This window comes from Mesorhizobium sp. B2-4-19 (assembly GCF_006441315.1).
GTDB lineage: Bacteria > Pseudomonadota > Alphaproteobacteria > Rhizobiales > Rhizobiaceae > Mesorhizobium.
The window spans coordinates 147093-173092 of sequence record NZ_VFUV01000012.1 but is presented as its reverse complement, the minus strand read 5'-3'; the positions used below and the strand labels follow the sequence as shown (position 1 = coordinate 173092).

24 protein-coding genes are annotated in these 26000 nt (G+C 61.5%); 18 read left to right on the top strand and 6 right to left on the bottom strand.

Annotation, left to right across the window (positions count from 1 at the left end; translation table 11 throughout):
- Positions 1-10 precede the first annotated feature (10 nt).
- Together FJ546_RS20720 and FJ546_RS20715 are read right to left on the bottom strand one after the other, a co-directional pair.
- Positions 11-2050 (bottom strand): hydantoinase/oxoprolinase family protein, encoded by a 2040-nt coding sequence (locus tag FJ546_RS20720; protein WP_181168020.1) that lies wholly within the window; start codon positions 2048-2050, stop codon positions 11-13.
- Complete coding sequence (locus FJ546_RS20715; RefSeq protein ID WP_181168019.1) at positions 2047-3666, bottom strand: hydantoinase B/oxoprolinase family protein; 1620 nt, start codon at positions 3664-3666, stop codon at positions 2047-2049. The genes FJ546_RS20720 and FJ546_RS20715 overlap by 4 nt, the downstream gene beginning before the upstream one ends.
- Positions 3667-3833: 167 nt before the next feature.
- On the opposite strand from FJ546_RS20715, the gene FJ546_RS20710 reads away from it, so the two are divergent.
- The 6 genes from FJ546_RS20710 (at position 3834) to FJ546_RS20685 (ending at position 11641) form a co-directional block, all read left to right on the top strand.
- Positions 3834-4598 (top strand): IclR family transcriptional regulator, encoded by a 765-nt coding sequence (locus tag FJ546_RS20710; protein WP_140891015.1) that lies wholly within the window; start codon positions 3834-3836, stop codon positions 4596-4598.
- 861 nt (positions 4599-5459) lie between these two features.
- A complete protein-coding gene (locus FJ546_RS20705) occupies positions 5460-6947 on the top strand; it encodes an aldehyde dehydrogenase (RefSeq protein WP_140891014.1) in 1488 nt (495 codons plus the stop codon).
- A 48-nt stretch (positions 6948-6995) separates the two neighbouring features.
- The gene (locus tag FJ546_RS20700; protein ID WP_140891034.1) at positions 6996-8684 is read left to right on the top strand and encodes a thiamine pyrophosphate-binding protein; all 1689 of its coding nucleotides are present in this window, start codon (positions 6996-6998) and stop codon (positions 8682-8684) included.
- 135 nt (positions 8685-8819) lie between these two features.
- On the top strand, positions 8820-9731 hold the full coding sequence (locus tag FJ546_RS20695; protein ID WP_140891013.1) for an ABC transporter substrate-binding protein: 912 nt from the start codon (positions 8820-8822) through the stop codon (positions 9729-9731).
- A gap of 165 nt (positions 9732-9896) precedes the next feature.
- Positions 9897-10880 carry an amino acid ABC transporter permease gene (locus tag FJ546_RS20690; protein WP_246686899.1) on the top strand — a complete coding sequence of 328 codons (984 nt, stop codon included), beginning with the start codon at positions 9897-9899 and terminating at the stop codon, positions 10878-10880.
- Complete coding sequence (locus FJ546_RS20685) at positions 10877-11641, top strand: amino acid ABC transporter ATP-binding protein (RefSeq protein ID WP_140891012.1); 765 nt, start codon at positions 10877-10879, stop codon at positions 11639-11641. Before FJ546_RS20690 ends, FJ546_RS20685 begins: the two co-directional genes overlap by 4 nt.
- A 238-nt stretch (positions 11642-11879) precedes the next feature.
- Here FJ546_RS20685 and FJ546_RS20680 read toward each other — a convergent pair whose 3' ends face one another.
- Both FJ546_RS20680 and FJ546_RS20675 read right to left on the bottom strand, forming a co-directional pair.
- Entirely contained in the window at positions 11880-13496 is a 1617-nt protein-coding gene (locus FJ546_RS20680) for an FAD-dependent oxidoreductase (protein WP_140891011.1), read from the bottom strand.
- Between the two features lie 149 nt (positions 13497-13645).
- Positions 13646-14017, bottom strand: a complete 372-nt coding sequence (locus tag FJ546_RS20675; protein ID WP_181168018.1) for a DoxX family membrane protein — start codon at positions 14015-14017, stop codon at positions 13646-13648.
- Between the two features lie 319 nt (positions 14018-14336).
- On the opposite strand from FJ546_RS20675, the gene FJ546_RS20670 reads away from it, so the two are divergent.
- Both FJ546_RS20670 and FJ546_RS20665 read left to right on the top strand, forming a co-directional pair.
- Entirely contained in the window at positions 14337-14774 is a 438-nt protein-coding gene (locus FJ546_RS20670; RefSeq protein WP_140891009.1) for a VOC family protein, read from the top strand.
- Positions 14775-14902: 128 nt separating this feature from the next.
- Positions 14903-15298, top strand: coding sequence for a Rid family hydrolase (locus FJ546_RS20665; protein ID WP_140891032.1), 396 nt, complete (start codon positions 14903-14905; stop codon positions 15296-15298).
- A 224-nt stretch (positions 15299-15522) separates the two neighbouring features.
- On the opposite strand, the gene FJ546_RS20660 is transcribed toward FJ546_RS20665, so the two are convergent.
- Complete coding sequence (locus FJ546_RS20660) at positions 15523-16815, bottom strand: FAD-binding oxidoreductase (RefSeq protein ID WP_140891008.1); 1293 nt, start codon at positions 16813-16815, stop codon at positions 15523-15525.
- A gap of 120 nt (positions 16816-16935) precedes the next feature.
- Complete coding sequence (locus FJ546_RS20655; protein ID WP_246686897.1) at positions 16936-17292, bottom strand: RidA family protein; 357 nt, start codon at positions 17290-17292, stop codon at positions 16936-16938.
- 280 nt (positions 17293-17572) lie between these two features.
- Here FJ546_RS20655 and FJ546_RS20650 point away from each other — a divergent pair, with 280 nt between their 5' ends.
- The 10 genes from FJ546_RS20650 (at position 17573) to FJ546_RS20610 (ending at position 25926) form a co-directional block, all read left to right on the top strand.
- Positions 17573-18349, top strand: coding sequence for a UTRA domain-containing protein (locus FJ546_RS20650; protein ID WP_140891007.1), 777 nt, complete (start codon positions 17573-17575; stop codon positions 18347-18349).
- Positions 18346-19668: a UbiD family decarboxylase gene (locus FJ546_RS20645; RefSeq protein WP_140891006.1), complete on the top strand. Its 1323-nt coding sequence runs from the start codon at positions 18346-18348 to the stop codon at positions 19666-19668. Before FJ546_RS20650 ends, FJ546_RS20645 begins: the two co-directional genes overlap by 4 nt.
- Entirely contained in the window at positions 19665-20318 is a 654-nt protein-coding gene (locus FJ546_RS20640) for a UbiX family flavin prenyltransferase (protein WP_140891005.1), read from the top strand. Before FJ546_RS20645 ends, FJ546_RS20640 begins: the two co-directional genes overlap by 4 nt.
- A 17-nt stretch (positions 20319-20335) precedes the next feature.
- Complete coding sequence (locus FJ546_RS20635; protein ID WP_140891004.1) at positions 20336-21094, top strand: aspartate/glutamate racemase family protein; 759 nt, start codon at positions 20336-20338, stop codon at positions 21092-21094.
- Positions 21095-21105: 11 nt separating this feature from the next.
- Positions 21106-22212, top strand: coding sequence for an FAD-dependent oxidoreductase (locus FJ546_RS20630; RefSeq protein ID WP_140891003.1), 1107 nt, complete (start codon positions 21106-21108; stop codon positions 22210-22212).
- Positions 22196-22498 (top strand): (2Fe-2S)-binding protein, encoded by a 303-nt coding sequence (locus FJ546_RS20625; RefSeq protein ID WP_140891002.1) that lies wholly within the window; start codon positions 22196-22198, stop codon positions 22496-22498. The genes FJ546_RS20630 and FJ546_RS20625 overlap by 17 nt, the downstream gene beginning before the upstream one ends.
- The gene (locus FJ546_RS31660; protein WP_246686896.1) at positions 22495-23136 is read left to right on the top strand and encodes an FAD-dependent oxidoreductase; all 642 of its coding nucleotides are present in this window, start codon (positions 22495-22497) and stop codon (positions 23134-23136) included. Before FJ546_RS20625 ends, FJ546_RS31660 begins: the two co-directional genes overlap by 4 nt.
- Positions 23136-23891 carry a (2Fe-2S)-binding protein gene (locus FJ546_RS31655; protein WP_246686895.1) on the top strand — a complete coding sequence of 252 codons (756 nt, stop codon included), beginning with the start codon at positions 23136-23138 and terminating at the stop codon, positions 23889-23891. The genes FJ546_RS31660 and FJ546_RS31655 overlap by 1 nt, the downstream gene beginning before the upstream one ends.
- A 1-nt stretch (position 23892) precedes the next feature.
- Positions 23893-24423, top strand: a complete 531-nt coding sequence (locus FJ546_RS20615) for a TIGR02444 family protein (RefSeq protein WP_140891001.1) — start codon at positions 23893-23895, stop codon at positions 24421-24423.
- Positions 24424-24531: 108 nt separating this feature from the next.
- Positions 24532-25926, top strand: coding sequence for an amidase (locus FJ546_RS20610; protein ID WP_140891000.1), 1395 nt, complete (start codon positions 24532-24534; stop codon positions 25924-25926).
- Positions 25927-26000 lie beyond the last annotated feature (74 nt).

The following is a 26000-nucleotide window of genomic DNA, read 5'->3' as shown; positions in this document are numbered from 1 at the left end:
AAGGATATTGTTATCTTCTCAGTGTGATCGACAAGGCTCGCGACCGAGGCATGACCTCGATCGCATCTCCGGGACCGATCACAGTCACGGAATCCAGTTGCTCGATGATGAGAGGGCCTATGTCCGCCCATTTGTCGGGCAAGTCGTTGCGGGCGAAAACGCGGCACGAGGTCGCCGCTTCCTCGGAAAACCAGACGTCGCGCGTACCGCGCGGGATGGGAGCGCCGGTAGGCCCCGCCGGCGGCTGAAAATCGCGCGCCTGGGCGCCGGGAACGATGGTCGTGAGATGCAGGTTGATGATCTCAACGGCATCGGTCTCGGAGGCATGACCGTAGCGCGCCCTATGTTCGCGCAGGAAGGCCTGACGGCTTACCGCAAGACCATCGGTGGTAATCTCCCTTAACTCCACCGCCAGCGCGTAGGACTGGCCGATATAGCGCATGTCGACCGTCCAGACATGATGCGGATCGGCCGTACTGTCATGGTCCGCGCGAGCGCGGGCGGTAAGTTGTTCCTGCATGTCGGCGGTGACCGCCTGCAAATCGGCGAGAGTGACGGCATCCAGCGCGCGCCACCATGTGCGCTGGAGATCATAGCTAGCCTCGACCGACAGGATGCCGAACGCGGAGAAGACCCCGCAATAGAAAGGCACCATGACGCGGGGAATCTCGAGCCGCCGCGCCACATCGACGGCATGCAACGCGCCCGCTCCGCCAAAGGCGAGCAGGCAAGAGATACGCGGATCGATGCCACGCCCGACCGACATCATCCGCACGGCCTGCGCCATGTTGGCGTTGGCCAGTTCCAGAATGCCATGGGCGGCGCGCTGCCATGTGACCTGCAACGGACCGGCTATCTCCGTCTCGATGGCAGCGATGGCCGCTTGTCGGTCGAGCGGAAACTCGCCGTCCAGCATGCTCTTCTCGCCGAGCCGATGCAGGGCCAAATGGGCGTCCGTCACGGTTGGCTGCCTGCCGCCGCGACAGTAGCTGACGGGGCCGGGGGTCGATCCGGCGCTTTCCGGGCCGACGCGCAGCCGACCGGCGCGATCCACCAAGGCTAACGAGCCGCCGCCGGCGCCAATGGTCTCGATTTCCGCTGAGGGGACGGCCACCGGGTAGCCACCGATGCTTCGTTCGTTGGTAGTAGAAATGCGGCCGTCGCGCAGCATGGCGATGTCAGTGCTGGTGCCGCCCACATCGATTGTAAGCAGCCTCGGCAGATCATGGAAACGCGCGAAGGCCTGGGCGCCCACTGCCCCGCCTGCCGGGCCGGACATGGCACATTTGATAGGAAAGCGCTGCGCCTCGGCGAATGTCATCGAACCGCCGCCTGACCCCATCACGAAGGTACGGCCGACGCTTTGCGCCTCAACGCGCGTCAGCCCGTCCAAAAATTCGCCCATGACCGGGATCGTGGCAGCGTTAAGCGACGTCGCCATTGTGCGCTCGTATTCGCGGAATACCGGAAGCACATCCGACGACAGCGAAATCGGCACGCCCAGCACCGACAGGGCTTCCGCGACCTCGCGCTCATGGCTCGGATCGAGGAAGGAATAGAGCAGCGAAACCGCAACCGCTTCGACTTGCTGCGCCTTGATCGCGGCGACCAGATCCTGGAGTTGCGCCGGATCGACCGCAGTCAGCACATGGCCCCGATGGTCGAGACGCTCCGCAACTTCATGGCGGCAGTCCCTCTCGATCACCACCGGCGGGCGGCGCTTGTGGAGATCGTAGGAGGACGGGCGATGCATACGGGCGATTTCCATGACGTCGCGAAAGCCTTCTGTCGTGACCAGCGCGGTGCGCGCCAACCGTGCTTCGAGCAAGGCGTTGGTGACGACAGTAGTTCCGACCACCAGCATCTTCACCGCCTCGATGCCGTGGCCCATGCCGCGCGAGAGCGTATCGACCGCGCCGACGATATCGGGGCCTTGACTGCCTTTGCGATGTAGAACCTTTGCGATGCGGGTCACGTGAGCCTGCGTATCCGTCACCACGACATCGATGAACGTGCCACCAACATCGGCGCTAGCGATCAATCCACTCACGCCGAAGCTCCCCGGTTTTTGACGGAAAAGCCGTAGCACAGCCGCTCGTCGCTCCGCCGCGCTCGCTCCTCGCGCCTGGCAGCATCGCCATAGCCGCCACCTCCCGCCGTTTCTACGGTGATCAGGCTGCCCACAGGGGCAAGAATCTCGGAAAAGCGGTCAACGCGCCGGGTCGCACCGGAGAGTTCGGCAACGGTGATATCCGTCTGTCGTCCCGCCCCGCCGCCTGCAAGGCCCGTCGGGCCGTTGGTCGGCATACTGACTTGAAACGAGCAGCGCACGTCGGTGAGCATGCGGAAGGCGCGACGTAAGCCGAAGCCGCCGCGAAACTGTCCGGCTCCTCCAGAACCTTCGACCAGTTCATACCGCTCGATGCGCACAGGCAGGCTCATTTCCAGAGCTTCCACCGGCGTGTCGTGCAGATTGGCGATAGGCGGGATCATGCCGCTTTCGCCATCAGCAAATGCGCTGGCTCCCGATCCGCCGCCGAGCGCCTCGCCATAGGCGAAGAGCCGGCCGTTCTCAGGCAGTTCGCCGCCGAAAGAAAACACGCCGCCGCCGCCACTGCCGGCGATCACCTGATTGGGGTAGAGCGCAGCCAATGCCGCCATCAGCGCTTCGAAAGTGTGATACGACACTTGCGCCGCGGCGGAGATCGCAGCCGGATAATCCGGATTGAGGATCGAGCCGGCCGGCACGCGAATATCCAGCGCCCGGTACAGCCCAGCATTGACCGGCAGGCCATTGGCGACCGTGATACGGACCGCCATGTAGACGCAGGCGAGTGTCGCCGCCATGGATGAATTGAACGGGCTTGGCGTCTGGCCTCCGGTGCCGGCGAAATCGATACCCAAAAGGTCGCCTTTCCGTTCGACCGCGACCTGAATGGGGATTGCCGTGCCACCGAAGTCAGCCAAAGCCGCACCGCTGAAAGCGTGCGAAGGCAAAGCGCCGATGGCTTCGCGTAGCGCCGCTTCGGAACGATCGAGGACATCGTTCATGGTGAAAATGATGTCGTCTGGCGTGTAAAGCGTACCCATCTCGCGTAGCCGGTTCTGGGCGACGGCGATGGTGGCTATCTGGGCGCGAAGATCGGCGCGGCGCTCCTCCGGCAATCGGGAGTTGGCGACGATGATGCGCTCGACTGCCTCATCCATCCGCCCGGCTTCCGCCAACTGGATCGGCGGAATACGCAGGCCTTCCTGGAAGATCTCCGTGGCATTGGCCGGCATGCTGCGCGGCGCCATGCCGCCGACATCGGTGTGATGGGCCATGCTGGCGGCGAATCCGACAAGGATCCCGCCAACATACAAGGGACCGGCTATGATGAAGTCAGGCAGATGGTTCGCCCCGTAATACGGATCGTTGAGCATGAAGACGTCGCCTTCGCGCATAGCTTCGCGACGGAAGTCTTTGAGGATGAAACGTAGCGCGCCCGCCATCACGCCGAGATGGATCGGAATATGCTCAGCCTGCGCGACGATCTCGCCCTGCGCGGTATAAAGACAGCAGGAGCAGTCGCGGCGCTCCTTGATGTTGGGAGATCTACTGGAGCGTACAAGCGCATCGGCCATTTCCTCGCTGATGCCGCCGAGGGAATTCATGATGAGTTCCATGGAAATGCCATCCGGCCCGGACGGGCAATCGGAACTATCGCTTGGGAACTTGTCAAACTTCATGGGCACTGGCGAGTTCCGACCTTCAAATTCACTTGCGCGGCTGATGCTGAACGCATTAGAAACCGCACAATTGAAATTCATCAATACGAAACAAATTCACATATATGAATAACATCGTGAAGAGTGCTGCACGGATTCTCGATGTCCTCGAACTGTTGGGCAGGGCACGTGCGCCGCTTTCGCTCAAAGAGATCGCGCAGGAACTGAGTTATCCGATGAGCAGCGCGCATGGGCTCCTGACAACCCTGATCGCAAAGGGCTATGCAGCACGTGATGATGCGGACCGCTATTTCCTCAACGCCGCCTATCGCAACGGCCCTGGTTGGGCGAGCGGACCGGATGCCGAATTGATCGGTCTTGCGGAGCCGATCATGCGCGACCTGCGCGATCGATGCGGCGAAACGGTCATGCTCGGGATCCTCAATCAGGATCTGATGCTGAAAATCGTTGCCAAATGCGTCGTCAATCGCGCCGTTCGCTACGATTCGCCCTTCTCCGGCGGTGTGCCTTCCTATTGCTCTGCTATGGGTCGCGTTCTGCTCTCCGGCAGGGATGACAGGACGATCGACAAATACCTCGCGCATGAGCGGCTAGTTAAACTCACGCCAATGACGGTCACCAGCAAGGCGCAGCTTCGCCGGTTGTTTCGCGACGCGCGTGAGAGAGGCTACGCGATTTCCGACCAAGAGATGGATCTGGGCTCGATCGGTGTGGCGGCGCCCGTCCGCAACGCGATAGGAGAAGTGATCGCGGCCCTGGATGTCGCGGCTATCTCCGGCAGGCAGGACGACGTTTCGCGCGACCTCGCGCCCACCGTTAGGGAATTTGCGTCGAAGATCAGCTCGAGGCTGGGCTACGTGCTACCCTAAGGTCATGCTGCCGTCCGTCGCCTGTTTGCCGCTTCACCTGCCATGTCGTCCTCGTTGAGGGTCGCACGTCAGCACACACCTCCTCGCCGCGGACAAAGAATCGCGCAGGTCAACCGGTTTCCCGCACGTTGGGCAGGTATTTCAGACCTCCGCCCATCCGCGATGTCGCGTCTCTGGTGATGGCCGGCCATCGTTCGGTGTCGCCATCGCGGCCGCAGCTTCTTCGCCTCACGGTCCAGGGTCTCCCGGTTGTTGCCGCGCTAGCGGGCATCCGACGTTGTCCGCGCAAACCACATGCACTGTTGTATCGGCAAAGTGCGAGGGCTCGGAGCAACAGCCATAACGGCAGCCTGCGAATGGCATCAGTCGCACCTCCCACAATACCTCTCCCCCCGTTGGAACGTCGGGCAGCTCAAAGACGCCGAACTGCATGCGCATTCCCATTGCATAGGGACCGGGACAAAGGCCTTGCGATTTCGTGGAACCTACGGCGGACCGTCGGCGCTGAGACACCGAATTGCACGCGGCGGGAGATCGCTTTGGATGGCACCTGACAATCAGCTGAACGCCCTCTAAAGGCTGCGGTCCTCGACGATAGCCTTGATCCGACATGCCGCGGCTAGCGAGTTATTCAAGCCGAGCCTCGGATAGACCCCTTAAGTAATATCATTTTCGAGCCTATCCAATCAGCCACCGGCCACTCTTTTCCCGATTCCTCGCTCTTGACAAGCGGAAAGCATGAGTGTTTCCTCTATAAAATGATATCATTATAAGCCGGAAAAGATGCCTAAAGTGGTCTCGCCGATCTCCAATTCCAGGGGCGTCTGGCGAGGCACTGGACCAGCAAAGCAGGAGAACGGGATGGCGGGCGAGCTCAGCAAGATGAAGATGTATATCGGCGGCGAGTGGGTCGAGCCGGCATCAGGCGAGTATTTCGAAACGGTGGATCCCTTCACGGCCAAGCCATGGGCGCTGGTGCCGAGAGGAAATTCCACGGACGCCGATCGAGCCATTCGGACCGCGGACCGTGCTTTCAGAGAAGGCCCCTGGCGATCCATGCATCCTTCCGAGCGCGGAAAAATTATTCATCGGCTTGGCAGCCTGATCGAAGAACATGCCGACGCGCTCGCGGAAATAGAGGTGCGCGACAATGGCCGCCTGCTCGCGGAAATGCGGCATCAAATCCGCTATATTCCCAAATGGTACTACTACTATGCCGGCCTCGCCGACAAAATCGAAGGCGTTGTCCATCCCTGCGACAAGCCGGCGCTAAGCTATTCTCGTCCGGAGCCTTTGGGGGTTTGCGTCGGCATCGTTCCATGGAACGCACCGTTGCTGCTTTTCTCGCTCAAGGCAGCGCCCGCTCTAGCAGCGGGCAACACCATCGTCATGAAGCCGGCGGAGCACACGTCTGCCACTGCCCTGAAGCTTATGGAGTTGGTCGAGCTGGCTGGCTTCCCGCCTGGCGTGATCAACGTCGTGACCGGGTTCGGCAAGGAAATTGGCGAGCCGCTCGTTACACATCCATTGACGCGACACGTTGGCTTCACGGGCTCGACCGTAACTGGAGCGCATCTGTATTCGCTTGCCGCACGCGATGTGAAGCGAGTCAGTCTCGAACTGGGCGGCAAATCGCCAAACATCGTGTTCGACGATGCCGACCTGGACAACGCGGTGCGCGGCGTCGTCGGCGGCATTTTCGGGGCGACAGGACAGACTTGCATCGCCGGTTCGCGCCTGCTCGTGCAAAGGCGTATTCACGATCAGTTCGTCGAGAAGCTTTCCGCCTTTAGCGGCGCGGCCCGGGTAGGCGATCCGCGCAGGGTGGAGACCCAGATCGGCCCGATTGCCAACGCCATGCAGTACGACAGGGTGCTGGGTTACATCGATATTGCCAGGCAGGAGGGAGCAAGCCTCGTGTTGGGAGGCAAACGGCCCGAGCTTGCCGAATGCGAAGCAGGCTACTTCATCGAGCCAACCATATTCACCGGCGTCAAAAACGATATGCGGATCGCCCGCGAGGAAGTGTTCGGCCCGGTCCTTTCGACGATCGTGTTCGACGACCAGGAAGAAGCGGTGGCGATCGCCAACGATAGCGAGTTCGGCCTGGCGGCCGGCGTCTGGACCTCAGACATGAAGCGTGCGCTGCGCATGTCCGAACAGCTCGAGGCGGGCAGCGTCTGGATCAACACTTATCGCGACATCTCTTATACGACGCCGTTCGGCGGCTACAAGAAGAGCGGTCTGGGGCGCGAAAACGGCGTGGAGGGCATTCGCGAATACCTCCAGACGAAGGCGGTGTGGCTATCGACGGCCAAGGAAATCGAGAACCCCTTTGTCATCGGTTGAAGGCCACCGGACAGATCGGAGTCGGGCTAGGAAGTGAGTGCAAAGATGATGAAGCGGAAGGGCAGCGAGATCCTCGCTGACGAACTCAGGCTCAACGGGGTCGAGCTCGTCTATCACGTCCCCGGCGAGAGCTTTCTTTCCGTGCTGGATGCGCTGGCGTGCCGCCATCCGGAAATCCGCACAATCACCTGCCGCCACGAAAACGGCGCTGCTCAGATGGCCGAGGCCTACGGCAAGCTGACCGGAACGCCCGGTGTCGCATTTGTCACACGCAGTCCCGGCGCCACTAACGCCGTGAACGGCGTGCACACGGCCTACCAGGATTCCACGCCGATGATCCTGGTGGTGGGCCAAGTGAAGCGGGGGTTGATGGAGCGCGAAGCGTTCATGTCTTACGACTTCCGCACGATGTTCGCGCCCATGACGAAATGGGTGGCGCAGATAGATGATCCGAAACGCATCCCGGAATTCATCCAGCGCGCCTATCACACGGCCATGACCGGCCGGATGGGTCCGGTCGTCCTTGTCGTGCCGGAAGACGTGCTCGAGGAGGAATGCGTCGTTGCGGCAGGAAAGCCCTACACGCGGACCTCCGTCGGGACACCCGCCCCGGCCGACATGGCGAAGGTCCGCGATATGCTCTCCGATGCGGAGCGGCCAGTCATCATCGTCGGCGGCTCCGGTTGGACCGAGCAGGCGCGCGACGACATCCAGCGGTTTGCCGAAAATTGCCGTGTGCCTGTCGTCACCACCTTCCGCCGCCGGGATATCATCGACCATCGGCTGGAATGCTATGCCGGAGAGATCGGCATCGGCTCCAACCCGGCTCTTCTTTCGCACATCAGGGACACCGATCTCGTCATCATGGTCAACGACGCGCTCAGCGATGTGAACACGATAGGGGCCGGATATATGGAGGGCTTCACACTCTTCGATATTCCCGTGCCCAAGCAGAAATTCGTCCATGTGACGAGCAGCCTCGAAGAATTGAACCGGGTCTTTCAGGTTGATCTCGCAATACTTGCCGAAAATGACGCGTTCGCCGCCGCGCTCGCCGGGCTGCCTTCGGTCGACCGCGCCGCGAGAGCGGAATGGGTACGCCGGCTGCGCAAAACCTTCGAGATGGAAACGACGCCGGGACCGTGTCCGGGTCCGATCGACTTGCCGAACATAATGAAATGGCTTCGGAACCGGTTGCCCGATGATGCGATCGTGACGAACGGCGTGGGCGCTTACGCGACCTGGAGTCAGAGATATTTCGCCCATTATAAGCTGCATACGCAGCTTGGTCCGATCAGCGGCTCGATGGGCTATAGCCTTCCGGCGGCCATCTCGGCGAAGCTGCTTTACCCGGAGCGGATTGTCGTCAATTTCGTCGGCGACGGCTGTTATCAGATGTGCGGAGAAGAGCTTGCGACCGCCGTTCAATACGGCGCCAACGTCATTATCCTGCTTTTCAACAACAACATGTACGGGACCATCCGTATCCACGAGGAAAGCAGGCTCGATGGCCGTGTCAACGGGACCAGCCTGGTAAATCCTGACTTCTGCATGCTTGCCAAAGCTTACAGCGCTCATGCCGAGCGGGTGCAGACGACCGAAGATTTCGCTCCGGCGTTCGAACGCGCGATAGCCTCCGGCAAGCCCGCGCTGATCGAGCTCGCCCTCGACCCCGAAGCCATCCACACGCGCTATTCGCTGACCGACTTGAGAAAACGACGATCGGGACGCGCCTGAGCCATCCAGGCTGACGCGCGCAAATTGGCCGGTCCACGGAATCGATTCCCGACCGGCAGGAGCACCCTCAGCAGAAAGGGTGATCAGCACAAGGGGGTCGAACCCTCCCAACCTCACCAGCAAAGGGGAAGTAAAATGAAGAAAGTGATATTTGCAGCTTCGATCGGCCTCCTGGCCATTGCCACCCTCGTGCTCGGCAGACCGACGACAGCGTTTGCCGATGATGCGATTACCGCCTCGGTCAAGACCGACCCGGCCCTGCACGCGATGCTGCCCAAGAGCATTCAGGATTCCGGAATTATCAAGCTGGCGACCGACGCGCACTATCCTCCGTGCGAGAGCTTTGCGGAGGATAATGTCACGATGGTCGGCTGGGAGCCGGACCTTTGGAATGCCTTGGCAAAGAAGCTCGGGGTGCAGGTCAAGGCGGAATCGATCAACTTCGACGGCCTGATACCAGGCGTCCAGAGCGGTCGCTACGACACCGCGATGGAGTGCATCTCCGACACGGTCGAGCGTGAAAAACAGGTGACGTTCGTTGATCTGTCGATTTCCATCAACGGCATCTTTACGCGTGAGGACAGTCCGATAACCAAGGATCCGCTGAGCCTATGCGGCCTGAAAAGCGGCGAACAGAAGGGCACGACATTTGTCCAGAGCGTCACGGAGTTGCTTTCGCCTCTCTGCGTAAAGAACGGCAAGCCGCCGATCACCACGAACGAATTCGCTTCTGCAGATGCCACTATCCTGGCTTTGCTTTCGGGTCGCGTCGATTTCTTGGTCAACGATGCTTCCGCCGCCGCCTATATCAAGAAACAGTCGTCTAAGCCGGTGAAGCTTATCGTGCTAGATGTGATGCCGAAGCAGATCGACGGCTTCATCGTGAAGAAGGACAACACGGAACTGGCCGATGCGCTGTTGGCCGGAACGAAGGCGCTGATGGACGAGGGCGTCTATGACCGCATCTTTGATAAGTGGGATATCGCGGCTCTGAAGCTGAAGACGCCCGGCATCAATCTGGTCTCCAAGGGCGCGACAGCCAATTGATATCCGAAATAGCCAAGGCATAAGCTTCCATCATTGCCTTGGCATCACAGCTTTCCGGCTCCGATCGCCCAATCGGGAATCGAGCCGGAAAGAACCGCTGGGCCAGCCGTCTGGACTTCGAGACAGCGCCGAATCTTCTTGCAAGACAACGGCGCATAGGAGGAAATGTTGGAAGCCATGCAAGCACGAAAGCTCGACGGTCTCGTACCTGAGACGCCGCTCGACCAGGCGGAGCCGAAGCGGCTGCAACGCAATCTTGCCTCCGACCACAAGCTGACGGTCGTTCCCGTCCGCAATCCGGGCAGATGGATCGCCGCGGCGGTCATGGCGGCGGCGGCGATATGGCTGGTTCATGGAATCGCCACCAACCCCAACTTTGAATGGGAGGTGGTGTTCGCGAACCTGTTTGCACCGGTCGTCCTGCAGGGACTGGGACTAACACTCTGGCTGACCGTTGCCGCAATGTGCATCGGATCCGCTTTGAGCGTCATCCTCGCGGTTATGCGGATCTCGGAGAACCCCTTTCTAAGCGTTCCGGCAGGACTTTATCTCTGGTTCTTCCGCGGAACGCCGATCCTTGTGCAGCTCATTTTCTGGTACAATCTCGCATTTCTGATACCAGAGATTGTCATCGGAATACCCTTCGGCCCGACTTTCTTCAGGGGTTCGGCCAACGATCTGATTACACCCTATTCCGCCGCTTTGCTCGGCCTCGGGCTCAATGAGGGCGCGTATATGGCGGAGATCGTCCGCGCTGGCATCATGTCTGTGGATCAGGGGCAGCAGGAGGCTGCTCGAGCACTGGGAATGAGGCCGGGACAAATTCTGAGGCGGATCGTTCTCCCGCAGGCACTACGAGTGATCGTGCCGCCGACCGGCAATGAGACGATCGGGATGCTGAAGATGACATCGCTGGTGAGCGTCATCGCGCTGTCCGATCTCCTCTATTCGGTCCAGACGATCTCGTCCCGTACCTTCCAGACCATCCCGCTGCTGCTCGTCGCCTGTGTTTGGTACCTCGCTATAACCTCTGTGATGACCGCGTTGCAGGGACGGCTAGAGAAACGATTTGCCCGGGGAGAACGCGCGGCGACGGTGTCGTGGTCGAGACGGATGTTCGGCGGCTCAGCCATAAGGAATTCGAAATGACAATGCCCATGGTTTCCGCCGTTCAGGTGGGCAAGAGCTTTGGCGCCCTTCAAGTTCTCAAGGGAATTGATTTCGATGTCGAACTCGGAGAGGTCGTATGCCTGATCGGCCCTTCCGGTTCAGGCAAGTCGACCTTGCTCAGGTGTATCAATCATTTGGAGAAGATCGATTCCGGCGCACTCTATGTGGATGGCGACCTGGTGGGATACTGCCGTAGGGGAGATCGACTTTACGAACTTAAAGAAAGGGAAATCTCCGTCAGACGATCCAACATCGGAATGGTCTTCCAGCGCTTCAATCTGTTTGCCCATATGACCGCGCTGCAAAATGTGATCGAGGCTCCCATCCTGGTTCAAAAGCGTGCCAGGAAAGAGGTCATCGACGAGGCGATCGCACTCCTCGAGCGGGTCGGGCTGCGCGACAGGCTCGACGCGTATCCGGATCAGCTTTCAGGCGGACAGCAGCAGCGGGTAGCAATCGCGCGTGCCTTGGCGATGAAGCCCAAGCTCATGCTTTTCGATGAACCGACGAGCGCGCTGGATCCCGAACTCGTCGGCGAGGTCCTCGACGTCATGCGTTCGCTTGCCGCCGACGGCATGACGATGATCGTTGTCACCCACGAGATGCGCTTTGCCGAAGAGGTGGCGGACAAGGTCGTGTTCATGGACGGCGGCATGGTCGTTGAAGAAGGGCCGCCGAAGTTGATTTTCGGCGACCCCAGTCATGAGCGGACGCGCGCATTTCTTTCGCGCATCATTTGAGCCTGCCATACGTCAATCCAAGGACGCGGACGCCGCTTTTGACGCGCCCTTCCCGCTTCCCGTTGAGGTCACGACCCGCGACGAGGCCCGGAACAAGCGCAGCCGGCCAAGGCGGCGTCTGCCACCCGTGGCGATGGCCTCGCCAAAGCGGCCCAGCCGGTGCCGCGCTTGCCGGCTCACCCTTCAAGGAGCGCGGGTTTAATGGATTGCGCGCCCTTTCAGGCACCCTTCGAACGGCTCAGTCGTTCGCGAAGATGATGGAGTTCGCGCAGATATAGCCCCACGTCATGTTGGGTCCCAGCGTGGTGCCGGCTCCCACCGCCCATGTGCCGAATGGGTTGGCCATCGCTGCGCCGGCGCAATAGAGCCCCTCCACCAAGCTTCCGGCTGGTCTGAGCACGCGGCCGCCTGCGTCGGTTCGAGGTCCACCCTTGGTCGAGACGATGGTTCGGTTGAACGGAATTGCGATGAAGGGAGCCTTTTGGATCGGTGACAGTCGGCTTTTCCCGGGCCTCGCCTTCGTCGCGCCCGATGCCACATTCTCGCGATGAAATTGTTCATCAACGCCGGACGCACAGGACGCGTTGAAACGCTCGATCGTTCGTGCGAGTTCATCGGCTGGCAGTCTAGTCGCTTCGGCTAGCGCCGCGATCGTTTGCGCCTTCCTGGTCCAACCCGGATTTCGCGCTGCAAAGTGCCGCACGATGGGCAAGTTCTCAAGGAACGCCTGATCGCTGACCAGCCAAGCTGGCAGATGAGCCGGCTGTCCGGTGGAGGGATCGCGTTCATCTATGACTTCCCCGAGGTTGAAGCGGTATTCGTTGACAAAACGCCGGCCGTGGCGGTTCACAACGATCGCGTTGGGCTCCTGATGAAAGAAGGAGCTGATGCCGAATGGGCGACGTGACGCATCCAGCGGCAGACCTCCGGTGATGTTCGCCTGATCCATGTGTGCGAGTTCCGCGCCAGCCTCGACAGCGATGCGATGGGCGTCGCCGTCATTTCTCGACGGGCTTCCCAGGAAATCGCAATGTCCGGGAAAATGCTTTTCCCGCCATTCAGCGTCCCATTCAAATCCACCGGTGGCCAGGACCACCCCCTTGCGGGCCAGAATATTCCGTTTCCGCCCCTCCGCCTCGACCACCAGTCCCCTTACACGTCCGGTCTCGACAATCGGGGCGATCGCGCGGGTTTCTAGCGCGATGCGGCAGCCATGATCAAGGCAGCCTCTGAGCAGGCCTGTGACGAGGGCGGTTCCCATCCCCTTGGCGCCGGTCAGCCAGCGCCAGAACAGATGCGGCAACCTCTTGAAGGCGGCTTCGACCGGATGGTGGAATGGGTCGAGTTCAAGCATCTCCTGGAAAGTGAATACATGCGGAAGGCTGGGGGGCTGCAGGATTCGGGCATATGGCCCGGCCAGCTTCCTTCGCAGTATCCGGGGCGAAAGCATCCGCCCCATCCGCACAGCCCCTGTCTTTTCGAGATAGGGATCGGCTTCCTTGATCAACGAGAAGCGCAGGGGGGTCTCTTTTTCGAGGAAAGCCAGCATGTTCGGGGCCTCATCCACAAAGCTCCGCCAGAGCGCGTCTTCGGTCTCTCTCCAGCCCTCGGGAGCCACGGCCCGGATGTAAGTGAGGGCACGCTCCCGGTCGTCCGCTAGACCGGCGACGGCGGCGTGGTGGTTCGCCGGAATCCAGATGGCGGCTCCGGAAATCGCCGTCGTTCCACCGATGAGACCGGCACGTTCGACAATGATGGTGGATAGACCCGCAGCGGACGTGCGAAGCGCCGCCGCCAGGCCGGCCGAGCCGGATCCCGCAACCAGAACGTCGCACGCTCCGTCGGTCTCTGCCATCGGCCTGTCTCCTACGTTTTCCCATTCGAGGCGGGCAGATTGCCGCGTCAGCCGACGCGCCTGCAGCCGGATGATTTCGGGTCGGAGCGATCTCGAACTCCAAATCGAAGAGATAGGCAATGAGTCTGAAACCGCTTCGCGCCCTTAGGTCATGCTCGGACAGCGTCAGCCGCTATGAGCAGCAGTGCTGCCGCGAGCGAGAAATTGATCAGGATCATGTAAAAATGTCGGTCCCGTTCCGGCCCGCTATACATGAACATATTGTGGTAGAGCGGGGTCGCCACCACGAGGAAGGCGATCAGCACAACGACTGCCGGCACTATCCAGTATCCGCCGATCAGCGCCAGGCCCGCTGCGGCCTGAGCCGCAAACCCGGCAGCCATGATCGGTGCCGGCAAAAGCCAGCCATAGCTGGTTTTCACCACCATGATCCGCTGTTTGAAATGCAGGAAGTGCCGCGCGCCGGCAATCAGGAAAAACCCGCCAATGATGACCCGGCCAATCACCTCAAGTGTCGACACGCGCTCCTCCCTGAAAATAATATTTTTTCTACTATCTTAATATATCTCTTCAATCAAGATAGCACCCGAATTTGTCGATGGAGAACGCGTCCCCCGCCACTTGCCGGGATCCCGTTCCCGAGCCACGGACACCAAGACGCTCCCTTGCATCACCGCTCAAGCGCTGGGTAATGGCAGTGAAATCAATAGCATGACGACCATCAAGGCCACTCATTGAGCAATCGCCCGTCAAAAATATTATTAACGATGATTTTTGATATGGAAATTGACTGCCTGTACGTATAGCAATGTCCCAGGCCGATCAATCGCGGAGGATACGATGAAGTTCAACCACAGCATGGTGCGGGTGCGCGATCTGGATGCTGCCCTGGACTTTTACGTGCACAAGCTCGGGCTTGTCGAAGTGAAGCGCATGGAGAACGAAAAAGGCCGCTACACTTTGGTCTTCCTCTGCGCCCCCAACGATATCGAGGTCCTCGGAGGCAACGCGCCACAGATCGAGCTCACCTACAATTGGGATATCGAGGACTATGGATCGGCCCGGAACTTCGGGCACCTGGGCCTGGAAGTGGACGACATCTACGCGGTCTGCGATCGGCTGGTGAAGGGCGGCGTTACGCTGAGCCGGCCGCCGCGAGATGGTCGCATGGCGTTTGTCCGATCGCCCGACCTCATTTCGATCGAACTGATGCAGAAAGGTACGCCGCTACCGCCGGCGGAGCCTTGGGCGTCGATGCCCAATTCCGGTGCTTGGTGAACCGACCGCCTGAGGGCAAATAGGGCGCAACCGGCCGGGCCGATCTGATTTTGGACGTCCTGTCAGGTCGCGCAAGGGTCACGCTCCCTCCCATGGGCAGCATCACTCAACCAGAGGCAGGAATTTTCATGCGCAATCGAATCTTTTCCGGGGCCGCGTCCGAAGCCATCGCCGGTTACGCAAAAGCCGTCATCGACGGCAGGATCATCCACGTTTCGGGCACGACTGGACGCGATCCAGTCACAAACGAGTTTCCCGAGGACCCGGCCCAGCAGGCACGCAATGCCCTGTCGTCGATCAACGATACTCTTCGCCAGGCGGGATCGAGCCTGGCCGATGCCGTCGTCAGCCGCGTCTTCGTTACGGATGCCGAGGCGGCATCGGCCGTCGTACCGGTTCTTGGTGAGGTCTTTGGCGACATCAGACCTACAAGCACCTTTCTCATCTGCCAGATTCCTGCGTCCGGCGCGCGGGTCGAGATCGAGATCACCGCGTCCAGAGATGGCTCCGTAGTCCCGGGGTGAACGGAAAGTCCAGGAAGCGGAACGCTCCACTTCCTGGCTGCGTGGCTACTACTCCTGGCGACCACCCTTCAGGTCTGCCCGGCTGAGCTGTCGGATTAGCAATCGTCACCATTTGAGGCGGCTGAAGCGCCTATCATCAGATTGAGACCAAGACCCAGTTAGGCGCGAGCCCGCAACAAGTTGCGGCGAGAGAGTCCACCGCCAAACACCCTGTTCCGCAGTGTTTATATTGCCTTCGACGATATCCAGTTTTTTACGAAGCGCATTGGCGACAAGGCCGAAATGTCGACGGGCGAGCGCCGGCCCGCGACGAGATCCGAGAGGACCTTTCCGGCCATCGGCCCCGGCCCGAAGCCGTGACCGCTGAACCCTGTTCCAACGAGCATGCCTGATACGCCTTCGACGGGACCCAGGACCGGAATGACATCCGGCATTGTGTCGATGATCCCCGCCCAGCAGGTCTCGATCCGCAGATCGGCCAAGGTCTTGAAGAGCCGGGAAAACTCTCGGCTCGCCTGCTCCACGCGAAAGAATTCCGGACGCGGGTTGTCACGGCTGGGCGGAAAGTCGGCGACAGGCAAGTGCGCCCGCGAGGGAAAGAGCCGCTTGATCGGCGCGAGATAATTTATCCGTGCCGCATCGGGATTGGACCTTCGTGTGGCCTCGTACCATCGCATATGACGCCAGGAATCGAGCCGCAGGTCGTATTCACCTCCCGCGACAGATATAACATAGGCTCCGTTCAGATCCTGCCGGATGCCGGTATGTTGACCCGAGACGCAGGCCGTTATGCGCGGTTCGGACCTCGCCACCGTTCTTGCGACCGTCGCCCGGATGAACTCCTGAGGCAGATCCAGTCCCGCCTTCCTCAACAGGGCGGCACTCCCGGCTCCCGCGGCGATGATCATCGTGTCCGCGCGGTAAAGCCGATCGCGGATCTGAACACCGGAGACTTTTCCAGCGCTGGTTTCGATGCGCGTGACCGGCTCACCGAAAGCGAATGCTGCTCCGGCTCTGAGCGCCGCTTCAAAAAATGCGCGGGTCGCTCGAGCAGGCTCGGCCTTCCCGTCACTGGGTGTGTACATCGCTCCGACCAAGCCGCAATCGGTCGCCAGCTGAGGCACCAGCGCGTAGGTTTCCGTTCCCGACAGCATCCGCGTGTCGAGGCCAAATTCTTCGGCCGCACGCTTCTGCCAGGCACGCCGGGAAACAAGATCCGCCTCGCTGAACGCCAGCGACAGGTTCCCGCCCTGCCGCCACCCTACCCGGCACCCCAGTTCCGCTTCGAGCCCTTCCCATATCGACAGGGCGCCGATCATCAATGCAAGCTCTCGAAAGTCGCGGTTCTGCTGACGGACAAAGCCGAGGTTGCGGCCGGATTGCGCCGACCCAGGTGCGTCTCGCTCCACAAGCAGGACACGCATTCCATTCCTGGCGGCATAATATGCCGCGGAGCACCCGACGATGCCCCCGCCGACAACAATCACGTCCCAGTCGCGTGTGGATATCGCTTCCATCAGGCCGCCGCGTCACTGTCTTCTGCAGAGAAAGTCACATCGTTCGACCGCTGGATCATCAAGGACCTTGGCAGGCACGCCGCGCGAAAGACATCTCATCCATCAATAATGGCTGACCGCTCACCGCAAGGCCGTGACCATGATTTCCACGGTAAGAGCAGGGTCTGCCAAGCGTGACTCCACGCAGGCGCGGACGGGCTTGCCGACATCGGCGACCCATGCCTCCCACACCGTATTGAGCTCGTTGAACGTAGCGGTGTCGGCCAGCCAGATCTGCGCACTGACGAGATTCGCTTTGCTGGTGCCTGCTTGGGCGAGGTGATGATCGATCCTCTGAAGTATCTCTTTCGTCTGTGCGGTGACGGTACCGCCGCGCGTCTCGACCGCGGTTAGGCCAGCCAGAAAGACGAAGCCACCCGCCTCCACGGCAAGGCTCATGCGATTGTTCTCGTCGTGTCGAACGATACCGCTGCTCATTCCCTACCTTCCCACGCCAAGAGGTATTTCAAATTCATATATTATATTTCTAGTTATATGATAGGGTAAGCGACTGGTAGCCGTTGTCAAGCGGGCAGGATTTGCAACTTGGCGAAGCGACATCGTTTCCCCAATGGCCTCAGATTTCGCAAATTTCCGGCAAATTTGCCGCTGATTCCAGCCTCGCCATGATCAACGCGAATTAAATGACGCTGGACAATCCGCCCAAACTCGTCGTATCAATCCGCCCAACATATGATATTACAATGGGAGCGAGAGGATGGCGAACGAACTTCAAAACTCGCAGCCCCTTTACGAGCAGATCAAGACGGCCATCGAAAAGCGCATACGCGGAGACGAATGGCCCGCTGATTTCCGGGTGCCTTCCGAAGAATTTCTTGCCGAGGAATTCGGCGCCTCCTCCCTGACCGTGCGCAGGGCCCTGCGGGAGCTTCAGTCGGAAGGCATGCTCGTTCGCATCCAGGGCCGCGGCACTTTCGTCGTTGGCCCACGGATGCAGTGCGCCATATTTGATTTGCCCGACGTTTCGGAGGAAATCGCCCTCAGTGGCGGCGTGCATACCAGCGACGTGCTCTTTCTCGGCCTTGTGCCTCCCGAAAGTCCGTTCGCCGGCATGCTGCCCCTGCCCTACGACGGCCCGGTCTGCCATTCACGCCTGCTTCACAAGGAGGACGGGACGCCCATCCAGATCGAGGATCGCTTCGTCAACCCGGCGGAAGCTCCCGACTACCTGAAGCAGGACTTCAGCCGCATCACGCCTCACGCCTACCTCCTGCGGGAAACCGAAGTGACCTATGTCGACAACACGATCCGGGCGATCCGGGCCGACGAAGAAAGCAGGCGCGCCCTTGAGATCGATGGCAACCAGCCCTGCCTTCTACTCGATCGCCGCACGTGGCGCGAAGGCGTGCCCGTGACCCGCAGCCGCTTCCTCTATCCGGGTGACCGTTACCGGTTGCGCAGTTCGCATGAAGCTACACCAAACCGCGGCACCACGCAGCAGCGCAGTGCTGCGGCGTCCAGGAGAATCCGATGAGAGATTACGTTGCCCGCTTGCGTGAACGAGGCGACCTGCTTGTTGTGGACAAGGAGATCGACCCGTTCCATGAACTGGCTGCCGTCACCCATGTGGCCCAGAAGCGCTGGGGCAAGCCGATCCTTTTCACCAAGGTCAAGGGCACACGCTTTCCCGTCATTACCAATGTCTATGGCTCGCGCGAGCGCTTGGCGGAGGTGATCGGCATCGATTCCACCGATTTCTGTCGCCAATGGAGCAATCTTGCCAATCTCGGCTCGGCAGGCGTCGGCGAACCCTTCGTCAAGGTCGAGGACCCGGAACTGACCGAATGCAAGCTGTCTGAACTGCCGCTCATCACCTACTCCGATCGCGACGCTGCGCCCTATTTCACCTCGGCCATGTTCATCGCCAAGGATCCCGAGACGGGGATCGGCAACCTGTCCTATCACCGCTCGATGTATGTGAGCGACAGCGAGCTGCGCTGCCGCCTGGCGCCGCGCCATCACCTCACCATCTATCATGAGAAGGCCGAGAAAATGGGCAAGCCGCTGGAGGCGGCGATGTTAATCGGCGCGCCGGCGACATCCTTCCTCACCGCCGCGGCTCCGCTGCCCTATGACGTGGATGAACTCGAGGTCGCGGCGCGGCTGAAGGGCAGCCCCATCGCCATGCGCAAGTGCAAATATATCGACCTTGAGGTTCCCGCCGACACCGAAATCGTCATCGAGGGCCGCTTCCTGCCAAACGAACGCCGGCCTGAAGGCCCTTTCGGCGAATTCATGGGTTACTACGTCCCCGAGGGCCCGAATGCCGTGTTCGAGGTTTTGGGGGTGACGGTGCGGCGCGACGCCATTTTCCACAGCATCCTGTGCGGCTCGGCCGAAGAGGTGCTGACGCTGGAACTCTCGGTGTCCGCCAACATCTTCCAGCGATTGAGCGCGGCGCTGCCCGGCATTCTAGATGTCACCTGCCAGCCATTTGTCAATCATGCCGTGATCAAGGTCGACCAGCAGTTCGAGGGCCACGCCCGCCAGGTCATGCTCGCCACCATCGGCGCCGAGCCGATCTGGGCCAAGGTGGTCACCGTCGTCGACGAGGATGTGGACATCTACAGCATGGACGACGTGATGTGGGCGACCTTGACCCGGTGCCGCCCGGACAAGGATATGATCATCATTCCCGATACGCCTTCCTTCTACCGAGACGAAGCCAAGGATCATTGGGGGCGCCTGCTCGTCGACGCCACCAAGCCTTTCCACCGCAAGGCTGAATTCGAACGCAAGAAGATCCGGCTTGCTGACAAGGTCGATCTCGCTGACTGGTTTGAAAACGCGTGAGCAGATCGGCTTCATCCTGGAAGGGCGGCACGGGCGAGCTACCGCCTCCCCGCATCATCGTCGGCATCAGCGGCGCTTCCGGCGCCGTCTATGGTGTCAGGGCACTCGACCAGCTCGGTGCCGCTGGCGTCGAAACCCATCTGATAGTGACGCGGTCGGCGCATCTGACGCTTTCCCAGGAACTTGGCATGCGTCCGGCGGAGATCGCCGAACGGGCCAGCGTCTTCCACAACGTTCAAAACATCGGCGCCTCGATTTCCAGCGGATCCTTCCGGACGCTCGGTATGCTGATCGCGCCCTGTTCCGTCAGGACGATGTCCGAGATCGCCTCCGGCGTCACCTCCAGCCTCATGAGCCGTGCCGCAGACGTAGTGTTGAAGGAACGCCGTAAGCTCGTTCTGATGCTGCGCGAGACTCCTCTGCATCTCGGGCACCTTCGGACAATGACCGCGCTCGCCGAAATGGGTGCGATCATCATGCCGCCCGTTCCCGCGTTCTACGCCAGGCCGCGCTCGCTTGAAGAGATGGTAGACCACAGCATCGGCCGTGCGCTCGACCTGTTCGGCATCGACAGCGGCAAGGTGGCGCGGTGGGAGGGAGTGAGCGCCGACCGCGAAGCCTGTCCGAAGCCCATCGGCGACGACGCCTGACCAGCAGGGCCTTACCGATGCAACCTGTCATAAATGTCGAGCAAACTGTTGATCGCCCGGGCCGCCGCCGTCCAGTCCACGGCGCGCCTATCGGTATTGTCGTGCTCGACACCGGTTTCGAGCGCCTTCCGGGTGATGTCGCCAATGCTCTGACTTGGCGTTTCCCGGTACAGTATCACGTGGTTACCGGCGTGCGCCCACAGGATGTGATCGAGGGCGCCCCTGAAAAGGCATTGCCAGCTTTTTACGACGCGATCGACCGGCTGACCGAATTGGGTGTGGACGGCATCGCCACCAGTTGCGGGTTCCTGGCGATGGTACATCCGCAATTGCGCGCCTATAGCGGAGTGCCGGTTGCCTCGTCCAGTCTGATGCAGATTCCACTCGTGCTGCAGACATTGCCGGCAGACAAGACTGTCGGGGTAATCGTTTCGGACCGCAAGTCCATCACGGACAAGCATTTCATAAATATCGGTGCTCCTGTCGGCCTTCCACTCGGCGAGCTCGCCTTTGACGGGCCGATCCGCGCCAACATGCGCAACAACGCCTCCCGGGTCTCCTATGCGGCACAGGAGCGCGACGCTCTGGAGACTGTGGAGCGCATGCTCGCCGAAACGCCGTCGATAGGCGCCCTGGTCAGCGAATGCGCCAATCTTCCTCCCTATTCGAAGGCAATCGAGAAGACCTTTGGCGTTCCTGTCTACGATGTCGTGTCGCTGGTAGAGTGGCTTCACGCGGGCTTGCGGCCTCGCGGTTTCCACCCGAAAACCTCCTGAAGCACACCGCGATGGAGGCGTACGACCTGATCGTCGTGGGTGGCGGCCTCGTCGGGGCGGCCCTTGCATGGGGCGCGCAGACTGCCGGAGCCAACGTCGTCCTGCTCGATGAAGGCGACCAGGCCCATCGCGCCGCTCGTGGCAACTTCGGCATTGTCTGGCTGCAGGGAAAGGGCGTCGGCACCCCACCCTATATGCAATGGTCACTGCACGCAGGGCGAATGTGGCCGGGATTTGCCGCAAGGTTGAGCAATGCCGTTTCTTTCGACATCGGGTGGCGACAACCTGGCGGGCTGCAATTCTGCTTTAGCGAGACGGAGCTGGACAAGCGCCGCGGCATCATCGCCCGCACAAATGCCGATGGCGGCGACATCGACATGTCGCTCCTCGACCTCGCCGACTTGCGGGCTCTGCTGCCCGGTATCGGCGATGACGTGGTTGGCGCTTCGTTTTCGCCGCTCGATGGCCACGTCAATCCGCTCTATTTGCTACGCGCGCTGCAACAAGGGTTTCAGGACGCCGGCGGCCGCTACCGCCCGGGTTTCCGGGTCGAGCACATCGCTACCGAAAAGAATGGGTTCAAGGCAGTCAGCCGCACTGGCGGCGTGGCTGGTAAGCGGATCGCTCTGGCAGCAGGTCTGGGGGCGGCCAACCTTGCCAGGCATGTGGGCCTTTCAATTCCGGTAAGGCCCGAGCGGGGGCAGATCGTCGTGACCGAACGGATCAAGCCATTCCTGCCCTATGCCACCAACTGCATCCGACAATCGGTCGAAGGCACGGTCCTGCTGGGCAGCAGCCATGAAGACCGCGGTTTCGACGAAGGAACAGATGTACCCACCGCGGCCGTGCTGTGCAGGACGGCAGCCCGCGTCTTTCCGGCGCTTGCCGAGGCCACGGTGGTGCGCAGTTGGGGTTCGTTGCGCGTCATGACGCCTGACGGCCTCCCCATCTACGAGGAATCCGAGCGTTTTCCAGGCGCCTTTGCCGTCACCTGCCACAGCGGCGTCACCCTCGCCAGCGTCCATGCGCTGGAGATCGGTCCGGCGCTGGCGAAAGGCCGGCTGCCCGAACATCTTTCGAGCTTCACAAGCGGCAGGTTCGATGTTCACCAGGGTTGAACGAAGCTCCGCATTGCCCCTGGGCGGCAATGTCCTCGATTTCGAGGGCTCCCAGGTTCCTTTCCGGTCCGGCGACAGTGTCGCCGCTGCGCTGCTGGCAGCCGGGATTTCGGCCTTCAGGGAAAGCCCTGTCGATGAAAGCCCGCGCGCGCCCTATTGCATGATGGGCGCGTGCTTCGAGTGCCTGGTCGAGATCGACGGCAAACAGAACCAGCAATCCTGCCTGACAAGGGCCCGCCCCGGCATGGCCGTCAAGCGCCAGCACGGTGCGAGGTCGCTCGTATGAACGACCTGTGGGACGCCATCGTGATCGGAGCCGGACCTGCCGGAATGACGGCGGCCGCAACGCTGTCCGAAGGCGGCTCCCGCACGCTTGTTATCGACGAACAGTCCACGCCCGGCGGCCAGGTCTACCGCGCCGTCGAACGCAACGCGGACAATGCGGCCCTTTTGGCTGTGCTCGGCGCGGACTATGCAGGCGGCGCCGCGCTGACGGTCAGGCTGCGCGCCAGCGCGGCTGAGTTGCACTTCGACACGAGCGCCTGGCGCATCGATGCCGACGGCACAGTCTGGATCAAGGCCGACGGTAAGGTCGAGCAGTTGCAGGCAAGGACCCTCGTCATCGCCTCGGGCGCGATGGAGCGGCCGGTTCCGGTGCCCGGCTGGACACTGCCCGGAGTCATGACGATCGGCGCCTTGCAGATCATGCTGAAGGATGCGGGCCTTCGCCCTCCGGACGCCTTGTGCTGGCCGGCTGCGGTCCGCTCTTCTACCTGTTCGCGGTCCAGTGCCTCGAAGCCGGCATTTCCGACCTCGTCCTTCTCGACACTGCGGAGCGCGCCAATCTTATCCCCGCGCTGCGGCATCTGCCGAAAGCCGTTTTCGGCCACGGTCCGGGTTACCTTCGGAAGGGCCTGGGACTGATGGCTGCGTTGCGCCGGCGCGGCGTGCAGATCCACCGCCGGGTTTCCAACCTCCGTATCGATGGCGCCGAGCGCGCAAGCGCCGTCAGCTTCCATGCCGGCACTCGCCCCTTCCGCATCGAGCTCGACCTGATTGCCTTGCATGAGGGCGTGATACCAAGCCAGCAGATAGCCAGGTCCATCGGCTGCGCCCATAGATGGGATGAAGGGCAACAGTGTTTCCTCCCGGTCCTCGACCCGATGGGGGAAAGCTCCATTCCCGGTATCTTCATCGCCGGCGACGGCGGCGGCATCATAGGCGCGTTGGCCAGCGCCGATGCCGGCGCGCTGTGCGCGCTGGCGATCCTCAAGCGTCTCGGCAAGATTACCGAAACTGAATTTGCAAGACGAAAGGCCGTCGCGCAGCAGGCCCTCGACGCCCACCTGACGATCAGGCCTTTCCTCGACCGGCTCTATCGTCCGCGCGACGAAGTGCTCGCTCCGCCCGACGAGGTGGTCGTCTGTCGTTGCGAGATGGTTCGCGCCGGCGCCATTCGCGATGTCGTGCGGCAGGGCTGCCTCGGCCCGAACCAGACCAAGGCCTTCCTGCGATCGGGCATGGGCCCTTGCCAGGGCCGCATGTGCGGTCCCACTGTCAGCACCATCGTGGCCCGCGAAACCGGCCAGACCCTCGACGCGACAGGATATTATCGTGTCCGTGCGCCGCTCAAGCCTGTCACGATCGGCGAACTGGCCAGCCAATACGGAGAGGAATGACGTGAGCGACCGGCCCTCCTCCGCACAAGCCGCATGGGCGTTCATGCTCGATTTCTATCGGCGCCAGCGCGTGCCGGAAGCTTGCCTTGTCCTGCAGGACGAGGCGGGCGTCGACGTGGTGGAGATGCTGATGCTCGTTCATGCCGACATAACTTTGGGCAAGCGCCTTTCGGGCGGAGAGATCAAGGCGCTGCGAGCCGGAACCGCGGGTTGGCGTGAAGACGCGGTGCTGCCTTTGCGCGCCATAAGGCGCAAACTGAAGGCCGCGCGCCAGGACACCGCTGAAAGCGCGAAGGAACAGCTTCGCACCGAGATTAAGAAAGCGGAGTTGCAGGCGGAACGGCTGCAAGTCGATTTCATCGCACGCTGGCTGGAGAACGCGGCTGGCGGCGGCCCTGCGCTTGAAGCGACCCTGTCGGGTCTTGTTCCGGCGCGAAGCCGAAACGGCGCGGTCGAAAGCGCGCTGGCCAACATTCTCGCGGCGGCAGAAGCCGCCCGTCTCGCCTCCACCCAACCACCAGCCGCGCCCTAGACTTCGTGCCACGTCAAGAGGATGGCGCAGTGCCAGGCGAAAACCGATTGAATTACCCACGGCTTTGACGATCTCGCAGGCCGTATGATTGCAGGAGGCTGACTTCCGATGACCATTCCGGCCGATCCGCTCGATCGCGGTGGCATAAGCCACTTCGGGCGCCGGCTGCGCGCCGGTGAGACGACAGCCGTCGCCGCGACCGAAGCCTATCTGGCGCGGATCGCCACCCTCGATCGCCAGTTGCAGACCTATGAACACGTGGCGGCATCAGCCGCGTTGCAAGCCGCCAAGGCCGTCGACGAGGCATTCGCCCGTGGTGCCGATTTCGGCCCCCTGATGGGCGTTCCCGTCGCGGTCAAGGACATCATCGCCGTCGACGGAATGCCAACGACGGCCGGCTCGGATATTGATGTCTCTGACCTGATCGGCGGCCCGGGCGGCTTCATGCGCGGCCTTGCCGCCGCCGGCTGCGTCGTCATCGGAAAGACCAAGGCCGTCGAGTTCGCAATGAGCGGCACGGGCGCCAATTACCGGCGGGGCACGCCGCGCAATCCCTGGGATGCCGCCGTGTTTCGACTGACTGCCGGCTCTTCAAGCGGGTCGGCGGCCGCCGTCGCGGCGGGCCTTTGCGGATTTGCCATCGGCACCGACACCGGTGGCTCGATCCGCGGTCCGGCTGCGTTCTGTAGCGTGTTCGGCCTGAAGCCAACGGCGGACATCTGGCCGATGGATGGCTGCTTTCCGGTCTCTGCGACGCTCGACACCATCGGTCCGCTGACCCGTTCCGCCGAGGATGCCGCTATCGTCTTCGCCGCTCTTTGCGGCACTCCCGTACCATCGGCCGCAGCGATCGAAGGAGTAAAGCTCGGCCGGCCCCGGGTCCTTTTCGGCGACCGTCTGGACGGCCGTGTGGCGGCGAGGCTCGAAGACGCCTTGTCGGCACTTGCGGCCGCCGGCGTCACCATCGTGGAAATGGATATCCCGGAACTCGCGGAGATCGATCCGCTCTTCCGCATCATCAGCCTAGCCGAGATGGTCGCTTCGTTCGGCCGCGAGCGGTTCCACCGCACGAGCGAATTCATGAACCCGGACATAGCCGCCAGCATCGCAGCCGGGTTCGACATCACGCCGGACTCATATGCCGCCGCGCGCCGGCGCCAGCAGGAACTCGTCCGGCTCAGCACCACCTGGTTCGACGGAATCGATGCCTGGGTCGGACCGGTCAAATGGAAGTTGCCGCCGGCATTTCCGGGAGATTTCACGTCCCTTTCAGCATCCACTGCTCTTCTGGAGGCCTGTGCCGGTCCGACCCGATCGGCGAATGTCCTCAGCCTCTGCGCGGCGAGCCTGCCGCTCCCGCACGTTCCGTCGGCAATGCCCACAGGTTTGCAGGTGATCTGTCCCGGCAGGGCAGACGAACGGCTTCTCTCCCTCGCTCGTGGGTTCGAGACGGTTCTGGGACGTTCGCCCTCCCCCGATCTTTCGGATTTCGCGAGTCCGTGACTGCCGCCGCTTCAATGAGCTATCACCAGAACCATTGAGGAAAAGGAGAAACTTTATCCACACGAAGGCAGAGT

Bases quoted from the DNA above. Each gene is read 5' to 3' on its own strand.
- FJ546_RS20650 (WP_140891007.1), top strand. From the start codon at position 17,573: ATGGCGAACGAACTTCAAAACTCGCAGCCCCTTTACGAGCAGATCAAG.
- FJ546_RS20695 (WP_140891013.1), top strand. From the start codon at position 8,820: ATGAAGAAAGTGATATTTGCAGCTTCGATCGGCCTCCTGGCCATTGCC.
- FJ546_RS20685 (WP_140891012.1), top strand. From the start codon at position 10,877: ATGACAATGCCCATGGTTTCCGCCGTTCAGGTGGGCAAGAGCTTTGGC.
- FJ546_RS20680 (WP_140891011.1), bottom strand. From the start codon at position 13,496: ATGGCAGAGACCGACGGAGCGTGCGACGTTCTGGTTGCGGGATCCGGC.
- FJ546_RS20700 (WP_140891034.1), top strand. From the start codon at position 6,996: ATGAAGCGGAAGGGCAGCGAGATCCTCGCTGACGAACTCAGGCTCAAC.
- FJ546_RS20660 (WP_140891008.1), bottom strand. From the start codon at position 16,815: ATGGAAGCGATATCCACACGCGACTGGGACGTGATTGTTGTCGGCGGG.
- FJ546_RS31660 (WP_246686896.1), top strand. From the start codon at position 22,495: ATGAACGACCTGTGGGACGCCATCGTGATCGGAGCCGGACCTGCCGGA.
- FJ546_RS20670 (WP_140891009.1), top strand. From the start codon at position 14,337: ATGAAGTTCAACCACAGCATGGTGCGGGTGCGCGATCTGGATGCTGCC.
- FJ546_RS20630 (WP_140891003.1), top strand. From the start codon at position 21,106: ATGGAGGCGTACGACCTGATCGTCGTGGGTGGCGGCCTCGTCGGGGCG.
- FJ546_RS20705 (WP_140891014.1), top strand. From the start codon at position 5,460: ATGGCGGGCGAGCTCAGCAAGATGAAGATGTATATCGGCGGCGAGTGG.
- FJ546_RS31655 (WP_246686895.1), top strand. From the start codon at position 23,136: ATGGCTGCGTTGCGCCGGCGCGGCGTGCAGATCCACCGCCGGGTTTCC.
- FJ546_RS20665 (WP_140891032.1), top strand. From the start codon at position 14,903: ATGCGCAATCGAATCTTTTCCGGGGCCGCGTCCGAAGCCATCGCCGGT.
- FJ546_RS20610 (WP_140891000.1), top strand. From the start codon at position 24,532: ATGACCATTCCGGCCGATCCGCTCGATCGCGGTGGCATAAGCCACTTC.
- FJ546_RS20635 (WP_140891004.1), top strand. From the start codon at position 20,336: ATGCAACCTGTCATAAATGTCGAGCAAACTGTTGATCGCCCGGGCCGC.
- FJ546_RS20645 (WP_140891006.1), top strand. From the start codon at position 18,346: ATGAGAGATTACGTTGCCCGCTTGCGTGAACGAGGCGACCTGCTTGTT.
- FJ546_RS20690 (WP_246686899.1), top strand. From the start codon at position 9,897: ATGTTGGAAGCCATGCAAGCACGAAAGCTCGACGGTCTCGTACCTGAG.
- FJ546_RS20625 (WP_140891002.1), top strand. From the start codon at position 22,196: ATGTTCACCAGGGTTGAACGAAGCTCCGCATTGCCCCTGGGCGGCAAT.
- FJ546_RS20715 (WP_181168019.1), bottom strand. From the start codon at position 3,666: ATGGAACTCATCATGAATTCCCTCGGCGGCATCAGCGAGGAAATGGCC.
- FJ546_RS20710 (WP_140891015.1), top strand. From the start codon at position 3,834: ATGAATAACATCGTGAAGAGTGCTGCACGGATTCTCGATGTCCTCGAA.
- FJ546_RS20655 (WP_246686897.1), bottom strand. From the start codon at position 17,292: ATGAGCAGCGGTATCGTTCGACACGACGAGAACAATCGCATGAGCCTT.